This window comes from Megasphaera vaginalis (ex Srinivasan et al. 2021), assembly GCF_000478965.1.
Lineage (GTDB): Bacteria > Bacillota > Negativicutes > Veillonellales > Megasphaeraceae > Megasphaera > Megasphaera vaginalis.
Map to the genome: position 1 here is coordinate 46,694 of NZ_AWXA01000051.1, position 17,549 is coordinate 64,242.

General features: G+C 52.2%; 18 protein-coding genes and 1 pseudogene. 1 reads left to right on the forward strand and 18 read right to left on the reverse strand.

Annotation, left to right across the window (positions count from 1 at the left end):
* The first annotated feature begins 184 nt into the window (after nucleotides 1–184).
* Nucleotides 185–946, forward strand: coding sequence for a transglycosylase domain-containing protein (locus HMPREF1250_RS08850; RefSeq protein WP_023054304.1), 762 nt, complete (start codon nucleotides 185–187; stop codon nucleotides 944–946).
* Nucleotides 947–1,090: 144 nt separating this feature from the next.
* Here the strand turns inward: HMPREF1250_RS08850 and HMPREF1250_RS08855 are convergent, their stop codons facing one another.
* The 18 genes and pseudogenes from HMPREF1250_RS08855 to HMPREF1250_RS08940 form a co-directional block, all read right to left on the reverse strand.
* Entirely contained in the window at nucleotides 1,091–1,729 is a 639-nt protein-coding gene (locus HMPREF1250_RS08855) for a redox-sensing transcriptional repressor Rex (RefSeq protein WP_023054357.1), read from the reverse strand.
* A 106-nt stretch (nucleotides 1,730–1,835) separates the two neighbouring features.
* Nucleotides 1,836–3,107, reverse strand: coding sequence for an O-antigen ligase family protein (locus tag HMPREF1250_RS08860; RefSeq protein WP_023054294.1), 1,272 nt, complete (start codon nucleotides 3,105–3,107; stop codon nucleotides 1,836–1,838).
* Nucleotides 3,108–3,162: 55 nt separating this feature from the next.
* Nucleotides 3,163–4,473, reverse strand: coding sequence for a bifunctional folylpolyglutamate synthase/dihydrofolate synthase (locus tag HMPREF1250_RS08865; RefSeq protein ID WP_023054305.1), 1,311 nt, complete (start codon nucleotides 4,471–4,473; stop codon nucleotides 3,163–3,165).
* Between the two features lie 8 nt (nucleotides 4,474–4,481).
* Nucleotides 4,482–7,145 (reverse strand): valine--tRNA ligase, encoded by a 2,664-nt coding sequence (locus tag HMPREF1250_RS08870; protein WP_023054378.1) that lies wholly within the window; start codon nucleotides 7,143–7,145, stop codon nucleotides 4,482–4,484.
* A 267-nt stretch (nucleotides 7,146–7,412) separates the two neighbouring features.
* Entirely contained in the window at nucleotides 7,413–7,622 is a 210-nt protein-coding gene (locus tag HMPREF1250_RS08875; protein ID WP_036243137.1) for a hypothetical protein, read from the reverse strand.
* Between the two features lie 57 nt (nucleotides 7,623–7,679).
* Entirely contained in the window at nucleotides 7,680–8,612 is a 933-nt protein-coding gene (gene secF, locus HMPREF1250_RS08880; RefSeq protein ID WP_023054341.1) for a protein translocase subunit SecF, read from the reverse strand.
* Nucleotides 8,609–9,859 carry a protein translocase subunit SecD gene (secD, locus tag HMPREF1250_RS08885; protein WP_023054350.1) on the reverse strand — a complete coding sequence of 417 codons (1,251 nt, stop codon included), beginning with the start codon at nucleotides 9,857–9,859 and terminating at the stop codon, nucleotides 8,609–8,611. Before secD ends, secF begins: the two co-directional genes overlap by 4 nt.
* A 30-nt stretch (nucleotides 9,860–9,889) precedes the next feature.
* A complete protein-coding gene (locus HMPREF1250_RS08890; RefSeq protein WP_023054366.1) occupies nucleotides 9,890–10,450 on the reverse strand; it encodes a 5-formyltetrahydrofolate cyclo-ligase in 561 nt (186 codons plus the stop codon).
* A 100-nt stretch (nucleotides 10,451–10,550) separates the two neighbouring features.
* Nucleotides 10,551–10,817 (reverse strand): annotated as a pseudogene (gene yajC / locus HMPREF1250_RS08895) (preprotein translocase subunit YajC); the annotation flags it as partial.
* A gap of 48 nt (nucleotides 10,818–10,865) precedes the next feature.
* Complete coding sequence (gene tgt / locus HMPREF1250_RS08900; protein WP_023054284.1) at nucleotides 10,866–11,972, reverse strand: tRNA guanosine(34) transglycosylase Tgt; 1,107 nt, start codon at nucleotides 11,970–11,972, stop codon at nucleotides 10,866–10,868.
* A gap of 12 nt (nucleotides 11,973–11,984) precedes the next feature.
* On the reverse strand, nucleotides 11,985–13,004 hold the full coding sequence (gene queA / locus HMPREF1250_RS08905; RefSeq protein ID WP_023054285.1) for a tRNA preQ1(34) S-adenosylmethionine ribosyltransferase-isomerase QueA: 1,020 nt from the start codon (nucleotides 13,002–13,004) through the stop codon (nucleotides 11,985–11,987).
* 15 nt (nucleotides 13,005–13,019) lie between these two features.
* Nucleotides 13,020–14,261 (reverse strand): SpoIID/LytB domain-containing protein, encoded by a 1,242-nt coding sequence (locus tag HMPREF1250_RS08910; protein WP_023054344.1) that lies wholly within the window; start codon nucleotides 14,259–14,261, stop codon nucleotides 13,020–13,022.
* A gap of 19 nt (nucleotides 14,262–14,280) precedes the next feature.
* Nucleotides 14,281–14,496: a DUF2905 domain-containing protein gene (locus HMPREF1250_RS08915; RefSeq protein ID WP_023054287.1), complete on the reverse strand. Its 216-nt coding sequence runs from the start codon at nucleotides 14,494–14,496 to the stop codon at nucleotides 14,281–14,283.
* Nucleotides 14,497–14,506: 10 nt separating this feature from the next.
* Nucleotides 14,507–15,529 (reverse strand): Holliday junction branch migration DNA helicase RuvB, encoded by a 1,023-nt coding sequence (ruvB, locus tag HMPREF1250_RS08920; protein ID WP_023054299.1) that lies wholly within the window; start codon nucleotides 15,527–15,529, stop codon nucleotides 14,507–14,509.
* 2 nt (nucleotides 15,530–15,531) lie between these two features.
* Nucleotides 15,532–16,134: a Holliday junction branch migration protein RuvA gene (gene ruvA / locus HMPREF1250_RS08925; protein ID WP_023054347.1), complete on the reverse strand. Its 603-nt coding sequence runs from the start codon at nucleotides 16,132–16,134 to the stop codon at nucleotides 15,532–15,534.
* The gene (gene ruvC, locus HMPREF1250_RS08930) at nucleotides 16,131–16,631 is read right to left on the reverse strand and encodes a crossover junction endodeoxyribonuclease RuvC (protein ID WP_023054379.1); all 501 of its coding nucleotides are present in this window, start codon (nucleotides 16,629–16,631) and stop codon (nucleotides 16,131–16,133) included. The genes ruvA and ruvC overlap by 4 nt, the downstream gene beginning before the upstream one ends.
* Nucleotides 16,632–16,758: 127 nt before the next feature.
* Nucleotides 16,759–16,944 (reverse strand): 50S ribosomal protein L32, encoded by a 186-nt coding sequence (rpmF, locus tag HMPREF1250_RS08935; RefSeq protein WP_036243141.1) that lies wholly within the window; start codon nucleotides 16,942–16,944, stop codon nucleotides 16,759–16,761.
* A 36-nt stretch (nucleotides 16,945–16,980) separates the two neighbouring features.
* A complete protein-coding gene (locus HMPREF1250_RS08940) occupies nucleotides 16,981–17,481 on the reverse strand; it encodes a YceD family protein (protein WP_023054381.1) in 501 nt (166 codons plus the stop codon).
* Nucleotides 17,482–17,549 lie beyond the last annotated feature (68 nt).

Here is a 17,549-nt window from a genome sequence, read left to right on the forward strand (position 1 = left end):
ATATTATGCAAGTATTTCGTATTAATATTTTTTGTGTATTTTTTTGCAAATTGCTTCCCGGTCACATTACCGGCGTATTTCGCAGAAAATCGGATAAATCATATGAAGCGGCGTGCGTCAAGGAACGGCGAAGATAGAATTATTACACAAGAATATGATACAATAGATTCACGGAGGACTCCTTATGAAACTAAAATTCACTATACTTTTCGCCCTTGTCTTCGCCATGACCTTTGCGTGGATAACATTCACGGACAACCACCACACAACATCCGGAACGACCGTCAGCAAACAAACGGAAAAAAACGCCGGCGATTCGCTCTACATCTATCTGCACTTTCGCGAAACGATGGAGGCGAAAATAAAGGCGGGAAAAACCAAGACGTCGCTGCGAGAAATACCGAAATCTCTGCAGCAAGCCGTACTGGCTACGGAAGATCGCCGCTTCTACGAGCACGGCGCCGTCGATCCCATTGGGATCCTTCGCGCCCTGGCCACTAATCTTCAATCAGGAAAAACCGTCGAAGGCGGCAGTTCTATCAGTCAGCAAGTTGTCAAAAACATGCTTCTTTCCCAAGAACAGACGGTAACGCGAAAAGCCCAGGAACTGATACTCGCCATCTTGTTGGAACGAAATTATACGAAAGATCAGATTTTGGAAATGTATTTTAATACAGCTTACTTTGGAGCCAATGCCACCGGCATCGCCGAAGCCTGCCATACCTATTACGGCAAAGCCCCGTCAGATCTTTCTTTGGGGCAGGCATCCTTGCTGGCAGGCCTGTTGCAGGCCCCGACCTACTACAATCCGTTGGTAAATTACAACGCCGCCAAAGACCGGCAACGAATCGTTCTGGCCGGCATGACGGAAGAAGGATACATTACGAAAAAAGAAGCCGTCGCCGCTTACGCCGAAACGCTTCATCTGCAAAAAAACACAAAATAATCCATGCGGCTCAAAGGATTATCGTATTCCTGCATACTAATGACTCTACGGCGTGCAGATTCAATGCGTGTAGTTCCACCGAACCTTTGTTTCAAAATAAAACTCCCTGCACCATACCGGCGCAGGGAGTTGTCTCAAACAATATCATTCACGTGCTTTATTGGTCAAGTAATAAGAGATGCGGCTCAAACCGATGGACAGATCCTCGCGGAAGACGAAAATCCGATCAGGTACGCTCAACCGCAACGGCACAAAAGAAAAAATACCGCGTATCCCTCCTTCGACCATCTGATCCGCCACTTGCTGGGCCACTGATGCCGGCGTCGTGATGATACCGATCTGGATGTCTTCACGACGAATGATTTCCGACATTTCACTGGTCGGCGTAACGACAATGCCGCCGACGTTCTGGCCGATAATGCGGTGATCAACGTCAAACAACCCCGTCGTGCGGAATCCCAATCGGCCGAAGGTCTTATAGTTCGCCAAAGCCCAGCCCAAATGACCAATACCGGCAATGGCGATCTTCCAGTGTTGTTCCAAGCCGATGATCTCAACGATCTGCTGACTCAACTCACTGACATAATAACCGACGCCCTTTTTGCCGAAGGCACCGAAACAAGTCAGATCCTTGCGGATCTGCTCCGGCGTAATACCCAGACGTTCTCCCAATTTTTCCGACGATATGATATCAATTCCCGCATCCTGCAGCAATAAGAGATCCCTGTAGTACAGCGGCAATCGTTCGATGACGGCATCCGATATTGCCTTCTTCTGTCTCATGGACGGTACCTCCAACTAAAATACGACGTATTTTTCGCTATGGCCGTGTCTGAACGCAACCATAACCTATATATATGGACTTCTTTTTATATGTCCTTATTATATATTATTGTGAATTATTTCGCAAACTTTTTTTTATTTTTTTACGATGATCTACGTATATCCCCGAAAAAAGGCCGCTCAGAAGCCAAAAAGTAAGTGAAATTTGAGTACTAAAGAGATCGTAATCGCTGATACTGCATATTGCTAACGCCATAACGGCGGCAATAAAAGCCATAGCGAAGGCCCCTTCCGGCGAACGAAGCGCATGGCGGCGGAGAAACCGGAACGCATACCAACCATTGCCGAAAAAGAAGGACATAAAGGCACTGAACCCGATGATGCCGGTTTCAGCCAGTATATTCAGGTACATATTATGGGCATGAAAAATCACAATACCCGCATCCTGGATCAATTCATTATAGACGGGATAAACATATTTGAAGCTGCCCCAGCCGATGCCGAAAAAAGGATGATCGGCAATCATCAAAACCGCGCTACTCCACATGTCGAGACGCATAGCGACGGACGTATCGGCATCACGGTGACTGAAAACAGAAAGGAGACGTTCCGTAACACCGCCATGATAGAACAACAGCACGGCAGGCACGATCAAAAACAGCAGCCAAATACGCTTATCCCAGAAAAGACCGAAGAAAAAAACCAATGCACCGACGCTGATCCAGGCGCCGCGGGAATAAGTCAATATCAGGCAGAGAAAAAACACGGCAGCCAAGCAGAAGCAGCCGAACTTTTGACGGCGATCTTGCCGTTCTAAAGCGAAAGCTCCGGCGAGACTGAGGACCATCAGCAGGAACGCCGAAAGCAAATTGGGATTGTACAGCGTCGAGTACATACGGCGCCGCAGCAACGGAAAAGTCGAATTATCGACCCATTCCGCCTCCCTGAGTGTCAGCATGTGAGCATACTGATACAAGCCGTAAACAGCGACACAAAGGCCGCTGGCCAGGAGACAACAGATAAACAGATGCCTCTCGCTGTCACGGACGAAGGCCGTCGTCAGTTGATAAAGCAAAATGTATTGCAGCACCGTGAAAGCGTAAAAAGCCAAAGCCAACAAGAAGTGCGGCGTCCCCGCCAGAGAAATGAACGACGTGACGGCGAAGGCGAGAACAGTACCCGCCAGCGGCATGCGGCGCCGAAAAACATCGCCATATTTCCATTGGTAATAAGCGCCGCACAATACAGCCGTCACAAAACAGATCTCCATGGCAATCAGATTCAACGGCAGAAAAAAAGCAGTCCCCAAAAGGGCATAGACGACGCGTTTTCTCGCCTTGTCCCGGGGACTGCTCTGGTTTAAAGTCATCAGATTCATAACGTGTCTCCTTTGACTTCAATTATACGAACTTCTTTGTCTGTTGTCCAGATACTTACACGGTAAATCCTTTCTGCCGCAGATAACGCCGCACTTCTCCCTGGATATAGAGAGACCCGACGACGGCCAGCACCTTTTCTGCCGTCGCCGCGGCAAAGGCCCTTGCCAACGCAACCGTTAAAGTCGCGCAAGGCTCGGCGCGACAAGGAATGGCGGCAACGAGCTTTTCCGGATCTGCCGTCCGCGGTGACGGCGCCGGAGCGCAAAAGACAAGATCGTCCTGCCGAAACAGCCGTCCCATCATCTGACTGTAATCCTTATCGGCCAGAACGGCAAAGACGAAGACACGCCGCCGTTTGCCGAAGACGGCGTCATAGGTCTGACAAAAGGTGTCGATGCCGGCCGGATTATGAGCACCGTCAATTACTACGGTCTGCCCGTTTTGTTCCACTATTTGAAAGCGTCCCGGCCAAGAAACGCCTGTCAGCGCCCTGCAGATCACGTCGTCAGTCAAAGCGCCGATACAGGGCCGCAAAAGACGCAGCGCCATAACCGCAAGGGCCGCATTCCTCCCTTGATGCGCACCGACCAACGCTGTCGTGACGGTCAGCCTGTCTCCTTTGTCGAAAATAACCGTACTATCCTGGACGTACGTATTTCTCACGCTGCGAACGGTACAACTGCCGAGGTGAAAATCCTTGTCGCAGCGATAAAGAGGGCATTTTCCGTTTCTTGCCTTTTCCGCAATAACAGCTAATGCCGGCTCTGTCGCCGCCGTCACGACAGGAACGGCAGGTTTGATGATACCGGCCTTATGGACGGCAATTTTCTCTACCGTATCGCCGCAGTACGCCATATGATCCAAGGCGACATTAGTTATGACCGAGAGATGCGGCATAATCACATTCGTCGAATCGAGAAGGCCGCCGAGTCCGACTTCGATAACGGCATAGTCTACGCGGCACCGAAAAAAATACAGAAACGCCATAGCCGTCAACATTTCAAATTCTGTCGGCCGCTCCCAACGGTCTGCGGCCATGGCCTCAACCGCAGCGGCAACGGCAGCGGTAACGGCGGCGAAGTCGTCCGGGGCTATATCCTCTCCGTCTATACGGATTCGTTCCGTATACGCCTCCAGATGGGGTGACGTGTACCGACCCGTCTTACAGCCTGCCGCCGTCAGACCTGCCGCAATCATTGCCGTAACGGAACCTTTGCCGTTCGTACCCGTCACATGAATCGTCCGGTATTTATCCTGGGGATTATCCAGCCGCCGCAGCAGTTCCCGAATGCGCTGCAGCCCCGGCTTAATGCCGAAGGCCGCAGCATGTTCCAAATAATATACAGCTTCTTCGTACGTCATCATACGCCTTCCTACAATTTCTCCAAAGTTTCCATACGTTGCGTCAACGCCTGTAATCGTTCCCGATAACCGGCAAGCTTTTCTTTTTCTTTGTCAACGACGTCTGCCGGAGCCTTCGCCAGAAAGCCTTGATTCGACAGTTTTTTGACGAGCCGTTCAATTTCTTTCGTCATTTTTTCCTGTTCCTTCCGGACGCGGGCCGTTTCCTTTTCGACATCAATCAGATCTTTCAGCTGGAGATATATTTCAATGCCAGGCACAACGGCGACAACGGCATTTTCCGGCTTTTCGTCAGCAGGTGTCAACAAATTGACGCCGTCGGCAAAGGCCAGCGTGAAGAAATAGTTCTCATACCTGCGCAGTGTCACCGCCATAACGTCATCGGCGGGAACCAAGGTGATCGGCGCCCTTTTGCCCATCGGCACGTTGGCTTCAGCACGCATGTTACGGATGTTCTTGATCGCCTCCATCAAAGTATTCATCGTTGCCGCAGCAGCGGAAAAGTCCCATTCGGCCCGTACCTGGGGCCACGGTGCGACAATAATGCTCTTCCCTTCATGAGGCAGATGTTGCCACAAGTGTTCCGTTACGAAAGGCATAAACGGATGGAGCAGTTCCAACGTATGTGTCAGAACATAGATCAAGACATATTGCACCGTCTTTCTGCTGTCCTTATCATCCGGCTTATAGAGGCGCTGCTTGGCCAATTCAATATACCAGTCGCAGAAAGAATTCCAAATATAGTTATAAACGGCATCAGCGGCATCGCCCAACTCGAAGGAATCAAGCTTCTCCGTAACCTTGCGAACCGTGTCGTTGAAAGTCGACAGTATCCAGCGGTCGGCCAAGGTAAAATCATCCGTTTCCGGAATAAAGCCGGCATCATAATCATCCAGATTCATGATAACGAATTTTGCCGCATTCCAGATTTTGTTGGCAAAATTGCGATTCGCTTCGACCCGTTCCATATAAAAACGCATATCATTACCCGGCGTATTGCCCGTCACCAAGGTAAAACGCAGCGCGTCGGCGCCGTACTCTTCACAGACGCCGAGAGGATCAATGCCGTTCCCCAGAGATTTGCTCATCTTCCGTCCCTGACTGTCGCGAACGAGGCCGTGGATAAAGACGTGTCTGAAAGGAATCTCTTTCATGAATTCACAGGTCATGAACATCATGCGGGCAACCCAGAAGAAAATAATATCATAGCCCGTGACCAGCACGCTCGTCGGAAAAAACTGTTCGATATCCGCCGTCCGGTCGGGCCACCCCATCGTGGAAAAAGGCCAGAGTGCCGAGCTGAACCACGTATCGAGAACGTCGGGATCCTGTGTAATATGCTTGCTGTGACAATGGGGGCATTCCGTCAGATCTTCGCGGCTTACCGACGTTTCACCGCAATCGGCACAGTACCAGGCGGGAATCTGATGTCCCCACCAGAGCTGGCGGGAGATACACCAGTCATGAACGTCTTCCAGCCAATGATTATACGTCTTGCTGAACCGGTCAGGTACAAATTCGGTTTTTCCGTCCTTTACGGCGTCAAGAGCCGCTGTTGTCAGCGGTTTCATCTTGACAAACCACTGCTTCGTCGAAAACGGTTCGACAATCGTCTTGCAGCGCGAACAATGCCCGACGGCATGATTCAGTTCTTCAACATGATCGAGAAGGCCGAGTTCCTGTAAATCGGCAACGACGGCTTTGCGACATTCTTCCCGTGTCATGCCGTCATATTTTTTTCCGGCCGCGCTGTTCATCGTACCGTCGAGATTCATGATCATGACTGCTTCCAGATGATGACGCTGCCCCATTTCAAAGTCGTTCGGGTCATGAGCCGGCGTGATCTTGACAGCGCCGGTACCGAATTCCGGATCGACGTACTCGTCGGCAATAATTTCAACTTTACGGTGGACCAGCGGAATGACAACCCTCTTACCGATCATTCCGGCAAAACGCGGATCCTGCGGATTGACGGCAACGGCCGTATCGCCCATAATTGTTTCCGGTCGCGTCGTGGCAATCGTGACATAGCAGTCTTCGCCGACAACGGGATAATTGACATACCACAAATGTCCCTGTTCATCACTGTGATCGACTTCAATATCGCTCAGCGCCGTATTGCAGTGAGGGCACCAGTTAGTAATCCGTTGGCCCTGATAGATCAGTCCCCGTTCATAGAGGGAAACGAAAACTTCACGGACAGCGCGGGCACAGGTATCATCCATCGTAAAGCGCTTGCGGCTCCAGTCGCAGGAAGAACCGAGACGGCGAACCTGTTTTTCAATGCGACCGCCGTACTGTTCTTTCCAAGCCCAAACCCGTTTCAGAAATTCGTCGCGGCCAATATCGTAGCGCGTCTTTCCCTCTTCCTTAGCCAACTGTTCTTCCACCTTGACCTGTGTCGCGATCCCCGCATGGTCGGTGCCGGGAATCCAGGCCACATTGTAACCGGCCATGCGCTTGAACCGGACGAGGATATCCTGCAACGTATTGTCCAGCGCATGGCCCATATGCAGCTGCCCCGTAACGTTAGGCGGCGGCATGACAATGCTGAACGGTTCTTTTGCCGGATCCGGCGCTTCATGAAAGTAGCCTTCCCGTTCCCAAAAATCGTACCATTTCGTTTCCAATTCATTGGGAGCATACCCTTCAAGTTTTTCCTTGTTCCATTCCATAACTCTTCCTCCTACACGACAAAAAAAGCGTTTTTCGGCCTCAGGATCATCTCCTGTAGGACGAAAGAACGCTTAATCCCTTCCGCGGTACCACCTATATTGCCATGCACCAGCATGACCGCTCAACTACAGATAACGGCTGCTCCCGGGCAGGCCTTTCCTCCTGCCGGCTCACGGGTGACATACGGCACAGCCGCCGATGCTTTCACACCGCACAAGCATCTCTCTGACGACGGCTCCTTACCGCTTCTTCCGGTCTTTGCTTTTTTATATTGTTAATATAGTAGCAACTTTACCTGTCCCTGTCAAGACGGTTCTTCTGTCTGTCAGTTCCATGAAAGACAATGCGCCTTTTTCGGCAACAGGCGGCAACCCATTCATAATCAGCCTGTAATATGCGCCCTTTCTTGATGCCAAACGCTTATCTCCCAACGCGACCAGAGCTGCCGCACAAGCGGGCAGGACTTCCGGCGACATGAATACTTGTCTTCCTACCGAACAGGCCATTTTTCAGGATACGACTGCATTTCGCCTTCAATTTTCTCCGCCTTCTTCGGCGGCAGTCGCCTGCCGTAACTTGCTGCCGCGATCGGACGTATGATTCTTCCAAACAACCCAAAGGGACGTATCGACGCAGATAGACGAATAAGCACCGCTGATAAAGCCGATGAGCATGACCAGGGAAAAATTCTTCGTCGATTCGCCGCCGAAGAAATGCAGCGCGCCGCAGGCAAAAAGAACGGTTGTCAGCGTATAGATACTGCGATGAATACTTTGCGCGATGCTGTCATACGCCAGTTTCTCATACGTGTCGGTCCGCCTGTGGGTCCGCGTATTTTCACGAACGCGGTCGAAGATGACGACGGCTTCGTTCATCGAATAGCCGACGACAGTCAGAATCGCGGCCAGAAAGGACGCGTCGATCTCCAAGTGAAAGAACGAAAATACGCCCAGTACCATAATCAGATCATGTAGAATGGAAACGATAGCCGAAACGGCAATCTTGTATTCAAAGCGAAAAGAGATATAGGCCGCCAAGGCAATAAAGGCGACGGCCAGATTCATGACGGCATTTTTCGTCACTTCCGAGCCGATAACAGCGCCGACCGATTCGGTTCGTCTGATCTCAGCGCCGCCGAGCCGATCTCCCAAGGCGGTAGCGACCTGCTTGCTTTCATCACTGGATAAATTGCGCATGCGCACCATAACGTCGGCAGATGAATTCTGATCCGTAACGCCGGAGAGCTGAATAACGCTGCTTTCCAAGCCAAGCGGCGAGGCGTCCGTCACCTGGCGCACCTCCGCCACCGTGACAGGCCGGTTGAAATGAAGGTCGAGTATTGTACCGCCCGTATAATCGATACCGAAATTGAACCCGTTGATAAGAATCGAAACGATACTGGCAATGACAAGAACGGATGAGAGGGCAAACCACCATTTTTTATGACCTACAATGTTGAATTTCATGCCTGTCCCTCCTTTTTTCCGCCTTTGTCAAGATGCCGGTTCAGTCCGTAAAACCACGGATTCATGATCAACCCCGTATTGATAAACCACGTAAGCAGCGAACGGCTGACAAGGATCGCCGTAAACATGCTGACAATAAGGCCAAGAGCCAAGTTGACGGCAAACCCTTTGACCGTACCGGAGCCCATGAGAATCAGTACGACGGCAGCGATCATAACGGAAACGTTAGCATCGAGGATCGTGTTGAAGGCACGGCGGAAGCCCGCTTCCATCGATGTACGCAAGCTCTTACCGACAAGCACCTCTTCTTTGAATCGTTCAAAAATCAGGATATTCGCATCGACGGCAAATCCCATGGATAAAATAATCCCGGCAATCCCCGGCAAGGTCAGCGTAGCATCGAGATACTTCAAGATCGCCAACAGGATCAGCACGTAAACAAGAAGAGCAATATTGGCGACGACGCCGGACATGCGGTAAATGACGACAAGGAAAATCATGATCAACAGGATTCCGATGGCAAAAGCTCTTTCACTCTTTTCCTTCGAATCCTGCCCCAGGCTCGGTCCGATCGTACGGACTTCCAGAACTTGCAGTTTTACCGGCAATGCGCCGGAACGCAGGAGGATAGCCAGATTTTTTGCTTCTTCCAGCGTTTTACTGCCTGTAATGACGGCTTTGCCGCCTGTAATCGGTTCGTTGACAACAGGCGCCGTCAAGACTTCCCCATCGAGGGTGATCGCGATCTTATGTCCCACATTGGAGGCCGTCAGGTCGGCAAATTTCTTGGCACCTTCATCGGTAAATTCGATGCCGACGACATTCTTATGGCCATCGTCGATCTGTTCTTTCGCCGTTTTCAGATCGGAACCGGTTAGACGGGTCGTACCGCTTTCATCCTTAAATTCCATGACGGCAGTCTTGCCGATAGTTTCGATCGCTTTTTCCGGATTCTTTTCACCGGGAAGCTCGACGATAATACGGCGGGCGCCTTCTTTTTGGACGATCGGCTCTGTCAGCCCCATTTCATTGATACGTCGTTCAACGATAGAAACGGCGCGCCCCAGGGAGTCTTCCGTTACCGGAGCATCAGGCGTATCGACAGCTTCCAGTACAATATGCGTACCGCCTTGCAGATCGAGGCCCTGCTTGATGGAATTGGCCAGCGGATAAATGCAGATGATAAAGGCAGCTAAAATAATGATGACTGCTCCGAAAAATTTTAAAATGTTACGGCTCCGCAACATATATCCCCCTCTCTTGGGTACGTTTCTTTCCTAAATATGATGACAGCCTTCTTCCGTCACGATGAGTGACATCGGGACATCGTGCGCTTCTGTCGGTACTGCCGCAACGATCTGTGCCTGCCACGCTACGGCAATGCTGACGTCACGCCGCAAGGGCTGCAAATAACGATCGTAAAAACCGGCGCCCCGTCCCAGACGATGCCCGGCTGCGTCAAAGGCCAGTCCGGAGACGAGAATCAGATCCAAGGATGTCGCCGCGACAGCCGGACTGTCCGGCGGTGCCGTCCGAATACCGTAAGCGCCGCTGACGGCAGCCGCCAGTGACGGTAATCTGGCCGCCTCCATCAGCCCGGGACCGAGACACCGCGGCACGTAGACCTCTTTGCCGGCGACAACGGCCGCAGCGATCAACGCATCGAGGCTGACCTCACCGGGCATGTGGAGAAATGCCATAATCCGTTCTGCCCGCCGATATTGCGGCAAAGCGGACACGTACCGGCAGACAGCATCCCTGCCTGCCGACTGTACTGCGGCAGGCAGCTGTTGTAACAGTTCCCTCATCCGTTGCCGGAGCAGGACCTTATTCTTCATGTTTTGTCGTTTCCGTCATTTCTGAAGCAGCCGGTGTCGCCGCGGTTTCCGTCACCTTTTCATCAGACACGTCTTCTTTTTTGTGCGACTTGCCTTCAGTCTTTGCACCCTTTCCCAGAACTTGCGTAATGGCAGTGCGGGAAACCTTTATTTCCACCTTGTCGGCAACGCGAAGCATGACGTACTCGTCATGAAGCGCTACAATCGTGCCGTAAATACCGCCGGCAGTGATTACCTTCGCGCCGTTGCGCAAGCTGTCCAACATTTCCTGCCGCCGTTTCTGCTGTTTCTTTTGCGGCCGCCACAGCATGAAATAAAAAATGACCACCATCAGCAGAATAGGCGCAAACGCCTGTAATTGTTCCATATCCATCCTTTTCACCTCCAAAATTTATACGTATGAAGATGCGCTGTATCAGGCATCTTGATACTCCTGCCAGAATGCTTTTCTGAACTCGCGAAACGTGCCGTCAATAATGGACTGCCGCATTTGCCGCATGAAGTTCAGAAGGAAATAGAGATTATGAATGCTTACCAAACGGTACGCAAGCAGTTCTTCCGCCTTAAATAAATGACGGATATAGGCCCGCGAGTAGTTGCGGCACGTGTAGCACTGACAACCTTCTTCGATCGGCCTGAAGTCGCGGGCATAAGCCGCGTTGCGTACAGTAAGACGACCTGTACGGATCATGGCCATCCCGTTACGCGCTACCCGTGTCGGATAGACGCAGTCAAACATATCAACGCCGCGCGCCACGCCTTCAATCAGACAATCGGGCGTGCCGACGCCCATGAGATAACGTGCCTTATCCCGCGGCAGATAAATCGTCGTATTCTCCAATACATCATACATTATATCCTTTGATTCGCCAACACTCAAGCCGCCGATGCCGTAACCGTCAAAATTCATGTCAACCAAATCGGCACAACTTCGCCGCCGCAGCTCAGGATACATGCCGCCCTGAACGATCCCGAACAGGCCCTGCGTAACACAGTGGTGATGAGTCAGGCAGCGGCTCGCCCAACGACTCGTCCGCTCCGTCGAAGCCTGCGCATACTCGTAATCGGCAGGATAGGGAATACATTCGTCAAAAGCCATGGCAATATCGGAATGCAATGCCATTTGAATATCCATCGATACTTCAGGAGACAAAAATTTTTTTGAGCCGTCCAGATGCGAGCGAAACGTGACGCCTTCTTCTCCGATCTTGCGCATTTGCCCCAGACTGAACACCTGGAAACCGCCGCTGTCTGTCAAGATCGCCTGTTTCCAATTCATAAAGCGATGCAGGCCGCCGGCTTCACGGATCAGTTCCTCGCCGGGCCGCAGAAAGAGATGATACGTATTGCTCAAAATAACTTGAGCGCCCATACTGTACAACTCTTCCGGGGTCAGCGTCTTCACCGTTGCCTGCGTACCGACAGGCATGAACATCGGCGTCTTGAAGGTACCGTGCGGCGTCCGCAGCAGACCCGCTCTGGCGCCGTCGCATTCAGCCTGCTGTTCGTACGTAATGACCACGAAACATCCTCCTTACTGTATAAACATGGCGTCGCCGAAACTGAAGAAACGGTATTTTTCTTTGACTGCCAGCTCATAAGCCTGCAGTATTTTTTCCCGTTCCGATAAGGCGCTGATCAGCATCAGCAGCGTTGATTCGGGCAAATGAAAATTGGTCACCAACGCATCGACAATACGGAAGGTGAAGCCGGGATAAATGAAGATATTCGTCCAACCCGAACCAGCTTCAATACGGCCGCCGCTGCCGGCGCTCTCTAAGGTGCGGACAGACGTCGTGCCGACGGAAATGACGCGCCGCCCTTCGTCTTTGGCCCGATTGATCTTTGCCGCCGCAGCAGCGGTAATATGATAGAACTCGCTATGCATTTCATGATCCTCGATCGTTTCCTCTTCAACGGGACGAAAGGTACCGAGACCGACGTGAAGCGTAACGAAAACCGTTTCCACTCCTTTTGCCCTGATCTTGTCCAACAGCGCATCCGTAAAGTGAAGACCTGCCGTCGGAGCCGCTGCCGATCCTTTTTCACGGGCATAGACGGTTTGATAATCATTCGGATCCTTCATCTTTTCATGAATATACGGCGGTAAAGGCATTTCGCCAATTTTATCGATAATGTTATCAAAAATGCCGTCGTATGAAAACTTGACGAGACGACCGCCGAAATCAGTACGGTCGACGACTTCGGCCGTCAGCCCTTCTGCAAACGCCAAGACCGTTCCGGGCAAAGCCTTTTTACCCGGCTTTACCAAAACTTCCCACATATCGCCGCCTACCGGCGTCAGGAGCAAAAGCTCTACCTTGCCTCCTGTCGGGACGCGCTGCCCGTGGAGCCGGGCGGGAATAACCTTGGAATCATTAAAGACCAGAACGTCGCCGGCTGTCAAATAATCGACAAGATCATAGAAAAACCGATGTTCCGTACGGCCCGTTTTTTTATCATAAATCATCAGCCGCGCCGCGTCGCGCGGTTCGGCCGGATGTTGTGCGATCAGCTCTTTCGGCAAATCGTACGTGAAATCGCTTAATTTCAATGGTAATCGTACTCCTTAATATAACTGTTCAAGCTTCGTGTTACTGTAATAGTGACTTAAGATTGTCCGGTAATACGCCGCGTCCGTGCCGTGGGTCTTGGCCATTTGATACGCGCCGTACTGGCTCATGCCCAGACCGTGTCCCCAGCCGAAGCCGTAGATCGTAATCGGCATCCCCGCTTTGACGGCAAATGTAGCCCCGCGCGAGACTGCCCCCCGATCCGGGTCGGGCGGCGTGCCGCCGCCTTGATAAAAATCAAAAAGAGTGCTGCGCAAGTCAAAAATGTCCTGGAAGGAATTCCCCGTAATCTTCACACTGCCGCCAGAACCGTTGACGGTCAGAGACAAGACCCGGCCCGAAACGCCGCGGTCGGCAACACGCATGGGCCGCTTTGCCAATGGCGACAAGGTGATGGAATGCACCGTGCCGACACCCTTTCCGGCAGCGGCAAGATTACTTGCCAACCGTTCCGGCGAAACCGTTACGGCCCAACGGTACGCCGGCATCTGATCGCTGGGATCGGCTACGCCGCGCAAATAGGGAATCTTATTGCCCCAAACGTTTTCACTGTTCTCCGTCCAACCGCCGGCAGTAGCGCTGAAAAAAGCGTCAATCGGTTTGCCGCCGTATGTCAGAATTTCGCCGTTCGTCACATCGACAGCCTGCCGTACCGACGGTGCTTCACCGTTAATGCCGGCATAGGTCTGGCTGTGCGTATCGTCAAGCATGTCAAAACCGCGCTTCTGATAATAATTTTTATGAGAAACAGCATATGTTCTGGCGGCAACAGCCTGCGCCTTCAGCGCCTCCAGGCTCCATGACGGCGACATTTCCTTGCCGACGACACCATACAAGTACTGTTCCGTCGGTACAACATTGATCGCCGTTATGCCCCATTGCGTCGGCGATTTGATGAATTCCATGGCGCCGCGATACGCATATCCGTCGGTAATTTTTACGGAACCGTTCGTTGTCAGCGGCCGCACGGTGATCGGCCCGGCGCCCGGCGTCCCGTTGACGGCGACAGCCGTACCGTCGAGAGAAATGCGCACCGGTACGTTGGCTCCGTATTTTTTCCATAACGAGCCGTTCCGGTAGACGCCGACACCTTGGGGACTCATAACGGAAACGGCTCCTTGTCCCTCGCGAATCCCGATCCGGACATTCGGTCCTGCTCCGGCAGCAAAAGCAGCGGCCGTCAGACAACAAAAAACGACGGCTGCCGCAGCCGCTCCCATTTTTTTCAAGCTCTTCATTGACTATCTTCCTCCTGTGTCAGCGATGCAGAAAAAGGTTCAGTACGATCGTCAATACGACGCTGATAAGCAGCGATGTTGCCAATGGAAAATGGAACGACATGTTCCCCTTTGTCCAATGGAAGTCGCCCGGCAGATTGCCGAGAAAACGACTGATCCCGGCCTGATCCACAAGCAGCCAGACGACGCCGGCGAGAATACAGACAAGACCGATGATAATCAAGAGTTTCGCCATATGTACCTCCTCAGAAGAGCGACGGGCTCCGTTCGGTATCGGTCGGCACGGGCAGTCCCAAATGGCGGTACGCAGCTGCCGTAACAACACGCCCCCGCGGAGTTCGGTTAAGCATCCCCTGCTGCATCAAAAAGGGTTCATACACATCTTCAACGGCGTCAACAGACTCGCTGATAGCAGCGGCGATCGTATCCAAACCGACGGGACCGCCGGCAAACTTTTCAATAATAACTTGCAATACGCGCCGGTCCGTCCGATCAAGACCGCACCGGTCCACTTCCAGCCGATCCAGTGCTTTGGCAGCCAGCGCCGCCGTAATCTGCGGTTCCTCAGCCACCTCGGCAAAATCGCGCACACGCTTCAAGAGCCTGTTGGCAATACGCGGTGTGCCGCGAGAACGGGTCGCGATTTCCATGGCTCCCTGTGGCTCAATTGCAATCTGCAAAATGGCGGCAGTCCGCTCAATAATCAGCACCAGTTCTTCTGGACGGTAAAATTCGAGACGACAGATAACGCCGAACCGATCACGCAAAGGCGGCGCCAAACGGCCGACTTGCGTCGTCGCGCCGATCAGGGTAAACGGCGGCAAATCGATACGCACCGAGCGGGCGCTGGGCCCCTTGCCGATGACAATATCTAGCGCGTAGTCTTCCATCGCCGCGTAAAGAACTTCTTCAACACTGTGTGAAAGGCGATGGATTTCGTCGATGAAGAGGACGTCCCGTTCCTGCAAATTCGTCAACAGCGCCGCCAGATCTCCTGCCCGCTCAATAGCGGGGCCGGACGTGATGCGCAGATTGACGCCCAGTTCATTGGCGACGATACCGGCCATCGTCGTTTTCCCGAGCCCCGGCGGCCCGTACAAGAGAACATGATCCAGCGCTTCCTGCCGTTTCTTGGCCGCCGTAATAAAGACCTGCAAATTTTCTTTGGCTTTAGCCTGCCCAATATATTCCTGCAAATAATGGGGACGCAAACTGTACTGCCAAGAATCTCCCGGTATGTCGTTCGTTTCTACGATCCGCTTTTCCATCCTTACCTCCTCGTGCCGAGAGCACGGAGCACAGCTCTGATCAACTCTTCTACCGTTTTCGCCCGTTCCTGATGTACGGCAATCAACGGTTCCGCTTCCTGAGTCGTGTATCCGAGGCTGCACAGCGCCGCCAATGCTTCCTCGCCGATACCGGACGACGCTCCTGCCGGCGCGGCAATCGGTTCCGCTTCTGCACCTGCAGCAATCCCGCCGATCTTATCCTGCAATTCCAGGACGATGCGCTCCGCCGTTTTTTTGCCGATACCCGGCATCTTCGTCAACGTGCTCATATCTTTTTTCTGTACAGCCACACGAAATCCGTCGGGCTGCACGGCACTCAGAATCCCTAAAGCCACTTTCGGCCCGACGCCGTTGACCCCGATGAGAAGCATGAAAAGATCATACTCATCTTGCGTCAGGAACCCGTAAAGTAAAATGGCGTCTTCCCTGACATTCATATACGTGTACAGGAGGACTTCCCGACCCGGCGTCAGCTGTTCCAATGTCGACAGCGGCGCATAAGTCCGGTAACCGACACCGCGAACATTGACGAAACAGGAATCGCGAAACGTATGTGTCACCGTTCCTTCAAGATATCCGATCATAACTGCACTGTCCTCCTTAAGCGCTGCGAACGGCTGCAATAAACGGCGTAAATGGCCATGGCCAAACCGTCGGCCGCATCGTCAGGCTTGATCTTTTCACGGATTCCGAGAAGCCGCATCGTCATATCGATTACCTGATTTTTCGTCGCCCTGCCGTAACCGGTCACACCTTGCTTGACCTGAAGCGGCGAAAATTCCAGCAAGGGAATCGCCGCCTGCTGTGCCGTAAGCAACACGATGCCTCTGGCCTGCCCGACGGCAATGGCCGTCGTCACATTGCGGTTAAAAAAGAGCTGCTCCACGCCGATCACATCGGGATGATACTTGGCATAGAGTTCCTGCAGTCCATCGTGGATCATGACCAGCCGCTCCGCATCGGTATGCTCCGGCGTCGTTTCGATCGTACCGTACGTAACCGGACGCAGCCGGCTGCCGTCAGCATCGACAACGCCGAAACCGCAGATGGCCGTTCCCGGATCAATTCCCATTGCCCGCATCAGCAAGCCACTCCTTTCGTAAATCGTATTTTATATTATAACATAAGCCGGGGGTCCAAACCAACAAAGAAAAAAACTCCCGCACTGACAAAAAAAGTGTGCCTTATCAGGCACACCCTCTTGTTTCTTATTCAGCTGCTGTGTTATTGACAACCTGTTTGCCCTTATAAAAGCCGCAAGTAGGGCATACGTGATGGGGCATCATCGCTTCGTGACACTGCGGGCATTCTACGTAACCCGGTGCTGTCAGCTTCCAGTTCGCACGGCGTCTATTCTGACGCGTCTGAGATAATCGGTTCTTCGGTACTGCCATAATCTGCACCTCCTTAACGCATGGTAGCAAGCCGTTTTATTGTTTATCATGCAATAAATCATTTAAAACAGCCAATCTAGGGTCGATCCTCTCGGTAGGACAACTACATGGCCCGTCATTCAGATTTGCGCCGCACTGCGGGCAAAAGCCTGCACAATCTGGGCGACACAATACATTCATTGGTTCACTGAGGATCAAGATTTCTCGAATCGTCTCTGTCAAATCGATATATTCCCCGTTATAAGGAAGTACATCAGGCGGAAGCTCCGCTTCCGTTCCGTAGACTTCAGACAGCCTTTCCTTCCGATCCACCGATACCGGTGTCAGGCAGCGTCCGCACGGGTAGACACCTGAAGTATGAACCGTTCCTCGAACGATAATATGAGATCCGTCATACCAAAACTTCCCGACAACGGTCACTTCATTATCCTTCCAGGGAAACGCCTCTACTTCACCTAATGCGGCAGCCGGTTTTTTGAAAGAAAAAGGGAATTTGCGGTCCCTTTCTTGACGTGCATCTTCGACTTGTAGTTTCATTGTTTCTACCTCGACTATACTATTATATATATGACATTACTCTTTGTCAACAAATGACTGTCGATTCT